General features: G+C 38.8%; 12 protein-coding genes. 9 read left to right on the top strand and 3 right to left on the bottom strand.

The genetic code is table 11. The features are described 5' to 3' along the window. The 8 genes from LUD75_RS18865 to LUD75_RS18830 all read left to right on the top strand — a co-directional run. Positions 1–817 (top strand): serine hydrolase domain-containing protein (locus LUD75_RS18865; protein WP_232707360.1); only part of this gene is annotated, 817 nt, incomplete at its 5' end. Positions 818–937: 120 nt separating this feature from the next. Continuing rightward, entirely contained in the window at positions 938–1,807 is an 870-nt protein-coding gene (locus LUD75_RS18860; protein WP_232707359.1) for a helix-turn-helix transcriptional regulator, read from the top strand. A gap of 68 nt (positions 1,808–1,875) precedes the next feature. Next, on the top strand, positions 1,876–2,163 hold the full coding sequence (locus tag LUD75_RS18855; RefSeq protein WP_232707358.1) for a hypothetical protein: 288 nt from the start codon (positions 1,876–1,878) through the stop codon (positions 2,161–2,163). 233 nt (positions 2,164–2,396) lie between these two features. After that, positions 2,397–2,927 (top strand): hypothetical protein, encoded by a 531-nt coding sequence (locus LUD75_RS18850; protein ID WP_232707357.1) that lies wholly within the window; start codon positions 2,397–2,399, stop codon positions 2,925–2,927. Between the two features lie 38 nt (positions 2,928–2,965). Continuing rightward, positions 2,966–3,640 carry a family 16 glycoside hydrolase gene (locus LUD75_RS18845; protein WP_232707356.1) on the top strand — a complete coding sequence of 225 codons (675 nt, stop codon included), beginning with the start codon at positions 2,966–2,968 and terminating at the stop codon, positions 3,638–3,640. A gap of 195 nt (positions 3,641–3,835) precedes the next feature. Continuing rightward, the gene (locus tag LUD75_RS18840; RefSeq protein ID WP_232707355.1) at positions 3,836–4,633 is read left to right on the top strand and encodes a hypothetical protein; all 798 of its coding nucleotides are present in this window, start codon (positions 3,836–3,838) and stop codon (positions 4,631–4,633) included. Positions 4,634–4,900: 267 nt separating this feature from the next. Then, a complete protein-coding gene (locus LUD75_RS18835; RefSeq protein ID WP_232707354.1) occupies positions 4,901–5,332 on the top strand; it encodes a hypothetical protein in 432 nt (143 codons plus the stop codon). Then, positions 5,305–5,586 (top strand): DUF421 domain-containing protein, encoded by a 282-nt coding sequence (locus LUD75_RS18830; protein WP_232707353.1) that lies wholly within the window; start codon positions 5,305–5,307, stop codon positions 5,584–5,586. The genes LUD75_RS18835 and LUD75_RS18830 overlap by 28 nt, the downstream gene beginning before the upstream one ends. Here the strand turns inward: LUD75_RS18830 and LUD75_RS18825 are convergent. From LUD75_RS18825 to LUD75_RS18815, 3 genes are all read right to left on the bottom strand, one after another. Then, complete coding sequence (locus LUD75_RS18825; protein WP_232707352.1) at positions 5,583–5,813, bottom strand: hypothetical protein; 231 nt, start codon at positions 5,811–5,813, stop codon at positions 5,583–5,585. The genes LUD75_RS18830 and LUD75_RS18825 overlap by 4 nt on opposite strands. 82 nt (positions 5,814–5,895) lie before the next feature. Further along, entirely contained in the window at positions 5,896–6,507 is a 612-nt protein-coding gene (locus LUD75_RS18820; RefSeq protein ID WP_232707351.1) for an alpha-ketoglutarate-dependent dioxygenase AlkB, read from the bottom strand. Between the two features lie 115 nt (positions 6,508–6,622). Continuing rightward, complete coding sequence (locus LUD75_RS18815; RefSeq protein ID WP_232707350.1) at positions 6,623–7,399, bottom strand: LexA family transcriptional regulator; 777 nt, start codon at positions 7,397–7,399, stop codon at positions 6,623–6,625. 61 nt (positions 7,400–7,460) lie between these two features. On the opposite strand from LUD75_RS18815, the gene dinB reads away from it, so the two are divergent. Then, on the top strand, positions 7,461–8,603 hold the full coding sequence (gene dinB / locus LUD75_RS18810) for a DNA polymerase IV (RefSeq protein WP_232707349.1): 1,143 nt from the start codon (positions 7,461–7,463) through the stop codon (positions 8,601–8,603). The last annotated feature ends 1 nt before the right edge of the window (position 8,604 follow it).

Below are 8,604 nucleotides of genomic sequence, written 5' to 3'. Positions count from 1 at the left end.
CGCTGGATCATATTCCACAATTATCAATACAGACGGAAAATGGATCAATGACGGAAAACTGCACAATGCTTTTGCTACATTCCCCGTATTCTTCAGAACTGCGACAGGCATTATTTCCACTTCGGAAGATCTAAGCAAATGGCTTCTCGCATTGCAAAACGGGAAGCTTTTACACAGTAAAAACAGTGTCCAGGAGCTTTTCACTTCCGCAAAGCTTAACGACGGACACATCGATGGATTCAACAAATTGACCAATGGATATGCGCTGGGATGGCCAACGGTTGAGAGAGAAGATCATCCTGCAGCAACGCCCGTTGGCGGAATGCGTTCGGCATTATTCGTATATCCAAAGGATGATCTTTCAATTGTGGTATTAACCAATCTTCAAGGATCCAATCCTGAATGGTTCATTGACGAAATTGCCGGCTACTATTTCCCGGATATGAAAGTTAAAAATGGTTTTGGATTGAGTAAAAATCTAAAAGAACTACGTCAGAAACTTATTGAGAATAAATTTCAGAACGCATTTACTATTTATAAGAAAATTACAAAAAACAACAAAGATTTTAAACTTTCAGAAGATGAATTAAATTCTTGGGGCTATCAACTTTTAGAACAAAATAAAAAAAACGACGCATTACAGGTCTTTCAATTGAATACTTTTTTATTTCCAAGCAGTGCGAATGTTTATGATAGTTATGCAGAAACTTTAGAAGCGATGGGAAATCGCAAAGAAGCCATAGTCAATTATAAAAAATCACTCGAACTCAATCCTAACAACACCAATGCAAGTGCTTATTTGAAGGATAAAAAATAATCAAATTGTTACTCAAGCTTTATCTAATTTATAGAAGTACCATATCTAAACGTTGTTGTGAACATCTGAAAAAATCATTATTTTTAACATATCCGTTTTATGGTAAATCAATTATAAAAGATGGCATCGATCCCTCCAATTAAAACTTATCATTTTCTACCCTTTAAATATGGATCAGAGCTCTTATTGGATATCGGCCGTATTGAAACGCTGAAAAATTACGTATTAAACAGTTCACTGCATCAACTCAGTTTTTACGAAATTATCTTCATCACAGAAGGCTCCGGAACATTGACACTCAACGAGAATAAAGTCTCAATTCGACCGCAGACCATCATTTTTACCAGTCCAGGGCAGGTTCGCCGTTGGGAAATTGAACAGCAGGTAAAAGGCTACACGCTGTTTTTTGATAAAGATTTTCTCCATCTCTTTTTTTCGGATGAACTTTTTCTGTACAGGTTCCAGTACTTTCATCAGTATTCGCATCCCGCTGAAATGCAGATCGATGAAACATCATTCGGGAAATGCCTGCAACTTGTGCAGGAAATAGAACACGAGTTCGGACAGATCCAGAATGACAGCAATCATATGATCAGGTCAATTTTATACCAGCTGCTTATCGTACTCAACCGCTATTATGCAGGTGCATACCATGTCCAGCCCGACACGTATGTCCATACGGATTTCTACAGATTCCGGTCGCTGCTGGAAAAAAGATTCCTACAGGACCAGACCGTTGACGCCTACACCAGAATGCTTAACATCAGTCCAGGATTCCTCAATAAGATCTGCAGGCAGTTCAGCGGATTGTCAGCGCAGCAGATGATCCATCACAAGCTAGTTTCAGAAATAAAAAAACAGCTGCATCAGAATAAATCCGCAAAAGAGATCTCCTATGAACTGGGATTCTCTGACCCTTCCAATTTCAACCGTTTCTTCAAAAAAATGACCCACATCACGCCCCAGCAATACCGGAAGAGTATAAAATGACAACTTTAAATATAAAATGACCTTTTTGCAGGAGATGTATCTTTCTACTTTTACAGAAAAAAAAGAATATGATAAAATCTGCAACACTCGGTCTTTTATTCTTCTTCATGAACCTGCTTTGGATCAAGGCAGAGCAATTGTATGTTGATCCAAGAATCGGCAATGATACCAATTCCGGAACAAAGACCCAACCGTTAAAGAATCTCTCAGAGGCTGCCAGACGTGTTAACCTGAACAAAGAAAAGGGAGAAACAACGATCATTCTTTCAGAAGGCATTCATATTTTAACTCAAACCGTTTTATTTAACAATGATAAATACAGCGTTACCAACCGTCTGTCATCCGCGCCGAAGTAATGCCGGATGATGCAGACTGGACACCTAATAAAATGCCGGTCATCATAACAGCTGTACCCCTTGAACACGGCATAGGCGGAGAAGAAGCAAGGGGCATACAACCTGAGGTAAGCCATGTAACCATTGAAGGCTTACGGTTTACAGGAAGTCCGGATTATACTTACATAGATGCCAATAATTTACGCCGCTCCTACCCTATATGGCGTGATGGGAAAAAACTGGATGACCTGCTGGTGAGCCAGTGCCTGTTTGCCGGGAATGTAGATGTACTGCCATTACACGTCGGCGTTATAGCCAATGGATACGGACTGGTGATCGACCATTGCGTTTTTTTCAACTGTAAAATTCCTGTTGTCTTTTGGAAAAACGATGGAAACAAGGGCAGCCGCAGTGCGATGAGACATTCATTGGTCTATGGCGGCTACTTCTGCGGGGTCTGGACCACACAGGGAACCAATGGAGATGATTTTGACTTTCATCATAACATCATCGCCAATACAAGTACCATATGGATAAGGGAAAAGGGAAGTCAACGCAGGTATAGAGCTTCTGATTGCATTTTTGTCAATTACAATAAACTGGCAGGATATGGAAGCGGTCCGCTAAGCGACAGTGATGCCACGTCAACGGATTTTCTGGAAATGAAAAACGTAAAAACCTCAGGAACTGTTATCTTTGAAAAAGATCAGAGCAAACGCAATTACCTGCAATTGGCGGAGGGTTCGATAGGTTCGGAATTAAATGCGGGACTTTTTAAAAAATGAGGTCTATAAATGCAGCTCTCAAACCTATACTAAATAATATGAAAAATATAAGAATAATCTGGTTTCTCTTTCTTTTTGCAGCAGAAAGTGCTTACAGCCAAAAAATAAATTTAGATAGTAGCAATCTTCTGCCCAATAAGGTCAAAATGCAAATCGATAATTCACAAGGTGAAAGTATCTTAAGGGTCGTAAAAGATCCTACCGTGAAAGAAGCGGACGAACCTACCTTTGTAAGGATACAGAACTCTGATTTTAAAAATGGCATTATCGAGGTGGAAGTTCTAAGCCTGCTTCTCCCTACCGCTTCTCCAACAGACCGCGGGTTTATCGGATTGGCATTCAGGATCAATGAAACCAATTCCAAATTTGAATCGATATATATACGTCCGACAAATGGCAGAGCTGAAGATCAGGTAAGACGAAATCACTCCATTCAATACTTTTCTTATCCTGATTATAAATATGAACGTCTGAGAAAAGAGAATCCTGAGAAATATGAGACCTATGCTGACATGGGTCTGAATGAATGGATCTCAATGAAAATTGAGATCAAAGGCAGCAAGGCAAAACTTTTTTTAAACAAGAATAAATATCCCTCCCTTATCGTGAATGACCTTAAACAAGGACCCGATGCGATGGGTGCAGTCGGCTTATTTGTCGATGTAGGAACAGAAGGCTATTTCCGAAATCTGAAAATCAGCCACTCAAAATAGAAGAAGCGGACAAATACTTTATACAAAAATTTATACCGAAACCGGATACAATACTTACGTCAATCAGACAGACTTCTATCCATAAAAGAGCTTTTCTGCTGACCATCAAGAAAGAATGGAGGTGTTTTAGCGGCAAAGGAAGATGGTAAAATCGTTACAGTTAACCTCCGTAAGTAAACAAAAATATATTGCATCATGAAAACAGATAAAAAAATTACAGAACTACTTTTCCTTGTACTATTGCTCTCAGGAATTGAGATGCATGCCCAACTCAGTGATATATTTCAAAATGGCGAAGATAAAACTACAAAGTTTAAAGAAAAAAAAATTGACAAAAATACCACTTCAGAAGAAGGGAAAGCCGCGTATAGATCAGAGAATCGTAATAGCACTGCAGTGGCTGGGGATTCGCTGATATTCGCAGAAGATTTTTCGGCATTTCAACCAGGTACCACTGCTACAAGCTTCAAGACAAATGGAGCGGCTATTATTAGAATGGTAGAAGGCCAGAAAGAGAAATGGCTGGAGATAGGGAATAGAGAGATCTACAAATTTTTAATTCCGCTAAACTATCCCCGTCGGTTTACCTTATCTTTTGACATTATCGCAAAAGCAGAAGAGGTCAAAGAAATTGCGCCATTGTCGTTTGGTTTTGCAAACGATAACAGTGTCCACCACTATGATAGTAATATCGGGACTTATGTGCAACTGCACTACTACGATACCGATAAAGTTTATATAGGTAGCATTGCGCCGAAAAAACTTATAAATACAACCTTTGATCTTCAGCCATGGGTCAATCGTCCGCTACATATCGTCCTGTCGGTTAACGGGGAACGGATGGCGGTATATATAGATGATGTAAATCTAGCTGATGAAGTTCTCTTCAGTCCTACGGTGGCTAAAAATTTTTATATATCGGCACCGTGGCGATATGCTTATGATTCTGCGGTAATGGTAAGTAATTTCAAAGTTTCAGGATTTAAGGAATAGAACTAAAAATTTACTGATGAAGAAAAGCGGCTTTGTGCCGCTTTTCTTCAATAAAAACTATGTGGTATATCTTTTAAATAAGTTTTAATAACTCCTCTGCAACTTTATTACAATTTATTAGTCGTTAAGTTATAAGGTGATCAACTAAAATTTGAGAACTGACAATTATGGGTATTGACAATTATCAAGATCAGAAAATCTGCTGGTTTAACCTATGACGGGAATCTTGCAGTTAAAGATTGATGTGGAACAGATTAATAAAAAACTATGGATTGGGACTGGAACAAAATTTTTTTAGGTGAACTCGATTTCAGCTTTGCGGTGGAAATTGTGATCAGGACTCTGATCATGTTCAGCATGGTCCTGCTTATCCTTCGTCTGTCCGGCAAAAAAGGTGTCCGTCAGCTGTCATTGTTTGAGGTCGCCATCATCATCGCACTCGGTTCTGCTGCGGGAGACCCCATGTTTAGCAAGGATGTGGCCATTATTCCATCACTTGTTGTGTTTGTCTCGATAATCATCTTTTACAGGATGATCACCTATTTTGCAATGAAAAGTGAAAAGTTTGAAAATTTCATTGAGGGGGAGCCTCTGTACGTTATTGAAGACGGAAGATTTGTACTCGGCATCAGGAAGACCACACCTTTGCAAAAGATGAATTCTTTTCAGAAATGCGCCAGGAATCAATTGAACATTTAGGACAAGTCAAAACAGCTATCCTTGAGACCACAGGAAATATTAGCTTTTATTACTATCCGGATAGTGAAGTCTCATATGGCTTACCTGTACTTCCGAAGGCTTATCAGAAAAAAAATTTCGACATTAAGAAAAAAGACATCTATGCTTGTACCTACTGCGGAGAAACCTCAGAACTTAATTCTGGCAGATATCGATGTCAAAGATGTGATCATGAAGAATGGGTAAATGCGATAAATACGACACGGCTAACTTAATCCGCAGCCTCGCTATTTTCAATATGATTGTTTTGAAAGGCGCTAAGCCCGGCAATCTTATTGTCAATGGTATCGTGAACAATCTCCACGGAAAATGAGGATAGCTTATATACCACAAATCTTAGATTGTTTTTGGTTGTTTCATCAATTATTCGTCCTTCAGAAATCGCAAGCTCAATTTGAGATTCCTTGGAAAGATTATTAAAATCGTAATATGAAATAGACATATGATTTGTTTTGAATTTAATGACTGCTGCTACTATTTATTATGGTGATTTCCGGAATTGCTTCAGTCGAAATAAAATGAAATTACAGGTCTTTAAGCAATCTAAATGTAAGGTTTATCCTAGGTTTCATTGGATGTGTAGATTTTGCGATCCGGTGTTCCCAATTTTCCTGAAGATCACCTTTCATAATGAGCAATGAACCGTTTGGAAGCGGCAGGCTGTATTTGCTCTGATGATGGTCTTTTTTTCTGAAATCAAAATTCCGTGTTTGCCCCAGGCTAATAGAAGCAATAACAGGTCGTTTCCCATATCTACTTTCCTTATCTCTGTGCCAAGCAACAGAATCGTTATTATCGCGATATAAATTAAGCAGTACACCATTAAACTGATAGCCGAACTCTTTTTCAATTCTTTCTTTTAAAGAAATAAGTTCTGGAGTCCATTCATTACGTTTAGTAATATTATTGTCTGCTGAGTCGTACGATTTTGAATCACCATACCAAGCAGTTAACCGTGGTGTTATAACCATCTTATCATACATTTTCTGAGAGCGCTGTTCCCATGGCACTGTTTGAAGCAGATGCTCTTTTAATTGATCTGCCTCTTCCCCGCTCAGGAAATGCTCCTTGTATTCCAAAAGGTCTTTTGGAAATTCATAAAATTCTTCTGCTTCAAATAAACTTAACTGAGTCATAGTCTACAATTACTTTTTATTTATGTATTTAAAAACTCTGTAACAGAAGTTTTTTTTACTTCCCTTCAGGGAAGTTCTGATTAATGAAGTTTTAAATAAGCTATTCAAAATAAATTTAATTCTTATTTCCAATTTTTTCTTTGATCTGCTTTATATCAGTTTTAATCTCTGTGATAAAATTTTGAATATGATGTTCTGAAAATTCATCAGGTTCGTATTCCTTTGTATTAATACTGCATGCAAACTCCCAGATTTCTTTAATTTCAGGCAATGGAATTTTATAAGGCTCATAAAATTGATTGTCAGCCTTAACCCAAATACCATCTACTTCGTGAAACTGAAACCTTTTGTAACTGATCCCGTCATTCGTTGTGATGAAAACATAAGTTCTGTCTGTTTTCAGGTCCGAAAGATTTTCGACATATTTTCCTACGATGTAGGTTCCATTCTTATAGGGTGGCATTGAATCTCCGTCAGCGGGAAATGCCCTGAACTTACCTCCTTTTAAGAATGGTAGCGATATGGTCTCCAGACTTTCTATGTATTCCGGATCTCCATAGCCGTTTAAGTAGCCCATAGAAGTTTTTTGTGGAATAATCTCAATCTGATCGTTTCCATCCTGATCAACTCTAATAGGAAGAACAATTCTATTATCGGGAAGTTCCATAATCTCATCGACTGAAAATTTTCTAACATCTACAGTTAACAAAAGGTCGATGCTGATGTTATAAAATTTTGAAATTCTAAGCAATATTTCAATCGGAGGTTCTGTTCTTCCATATTCATAGGCGACATATCTGGATCGGGTAAGAATCAACAGATCTGCCAGCTCTTGCTGAGTCATATTTTTCTTACCTCTCAGGAACACGATGTTATCAGAGAATTTTGACATTGTTACAATTTTAGACAACAAAAATACAAAATTTGTTTCAAAACGTAACTAAGTTTGTACAATGGAAAGAGCAATTGCACATATGGACTTAGATACTTTCTTTGTCTCCTGTGAACGGCTGAGGAACTCCGAACTGGAGAAAAAGCCTGTGATCATAGGAGGTGGAGACCGTGGTGTGGTAGCATCCTGCTCCTATGAAGCGAGATATTTTGGCGTTAGAAGCGCAATGCCTATCAAAATGGCAATGAGATTATGTCCGGAAGCTAAAGTGATCAAAGGTGATATGGAACACTATTCCAATATGTCCCATTTAGTAACAGAGGTGATCCAGGAAAAAGTACCGGTCTTGGAAAAAGCAAGCATCGATGAATTTTACCTCGACCTCTCCGGGATGGACAGGTTCTACGGTTGCTATCAGTGGACGAAGGAAATTGCTGATGCTGTTCAGAAAAACAGCGGCTTGCCGATAAGTTTTGCTTTGTCTAATAATAAGACGGTCTCCAAGATCGGCACCGGTGAATCGAAACCTACAGGAAGGTTTGAAGTTAAAAAGTCCAATATCCAAAATTTTTTAGATCCGCTATCTATAAAAAAGATTCCAATGGTTGGACCTGAGACATTCAACCTTTTTTCAAGATTGGGTGTCAAGACCATCAAGACCCTTTCTGAAATGCCGGTCGATGTGTTACAACAACTGATCGGAAAGAATGGATCTGTACTTTGGGAGAAAGCCCATGGCATAGATGAAACACCTGTTATCCCCTACTCAGAAAGAAAGTCGATCTCCACCGAGGACACCTTTTCCCATGATACGATCGATATTCAGAATATCAAGAGCATCCTTTCGGGGATGGTAGAAAAGCTTGCTTTCCAGTTGAGGCAGGAAAAATGGCTTACCTCGACAGTAACGGTCAAGATCAGATACTCCAATTTCGATACAGAGACCAAACAATGCAGAATTCCATATACCTCTGCAGACCACACCTTGCTGCGGTATGTTCTGGAGCTCTTCGATAAGGTTTACAAGAGAAGAATGAGGATTCGCCTGATTGGCGTCAGGTTCACAGGACTGGTTCATGGGCTCCATCAGATGAACCTTTTTGAAGATACAGAAGAACTCATTTCACTGTATCAGACTATGGACAAGATCAAAAACAGGTTCGGAACTTCCAGTGTGGGAAGGGCATCCGGCCTTCTAAAATAAA

The sequence above is a fragment of the Epilithonimonas sp. JDS genome (assembly GCF_021261315.1).
GTDB lineage: Bacteria > Bacteroidota > Bacteroidia > Flavobacteriales > Weeksellaceae > Epilithonimonas.
The sequence above is the reverse complement of the archived record's forward strand: the minus strand, read 5'-3'. Positions and strand labels throughout refer to the sequence as shown.

What these genes read in the sequence shown, in the direction of transcription:
- LUD75_RS18815 (WP_232707350.1), bottom strand. Translation starts at nt 7,399, where the DNA reads ATGTCAAAATTCTCTGATAACATCGTGTTCCTGAGAGGTAAGAAAAAT.
- dinB (WP_232707349.1), top strand. Translation starts at nt 7,461, where the DNA reads ATGGAAAGAGCAATTGCACATATGGACTTAGATACTTTCTTTGTCTCC.
- LUD75_RS18835 (WP_232707354.1), top strand. Translation starts at nt 4,901, where the DNA reads ATGGATTGGGACTGGAACAAAATTTTTTTAGGTGAACTCGATTTCAGC.
- LUD75_RS18830 (WP_232707353.1), top strand. Translation starts at nt 5,305, where the DNA reads ATGCGCCAGGAATCAATTGAACATTTAGGACAAGTCAAAACAGCTATC.
- LUD75_RS18840 (WP_232707355.1), top strand. Translation starts at nt 3,836, where the DNA reads ATGAAAACAGATAAAAAAATTACAGAACTACTTTTCCTTGTACTATTG.
- LUD75_RS18820 (WP_232707351.1), bottom strand. Translation starts at nt 6,507, where the DNA reads ATGACTCAGTTAAGTTTATTTGAAGCAGAAGAATTTTATGAATTTCCA.
- LUD75_RS18825 (WP_232707352.1), bottom strand. Translation starts at nt 5,813, where the DNA reads ATGTCTATTTCATATTACGATTTTAATAATCTTTCCAAGGAATCTCAA.
- LUD75_RS18860 (WP_232707359.1), top strand. Translation starts at nt 938, where the DNA reads ATGGCATCGATCCCTCCAATTAAAACTTATCATTTTCTACCCTTTAAA.
- LUD75_RS18845 (WP_232707356.1), top strand. Translation starts at nt 2,966, where the DNA reads ATGAAAAATATAAGAATAATCTGGTTTCTCTTTCTTTTTGCAGCAGAA.
- LUD75_RS18855 (WP_232707358.1), top strand. Translation starts at nt 1,876, where the DNA reads ATGATAAAATCTGCAACACTCGGTCTTTTATTCTTCTTCATGAACCTG.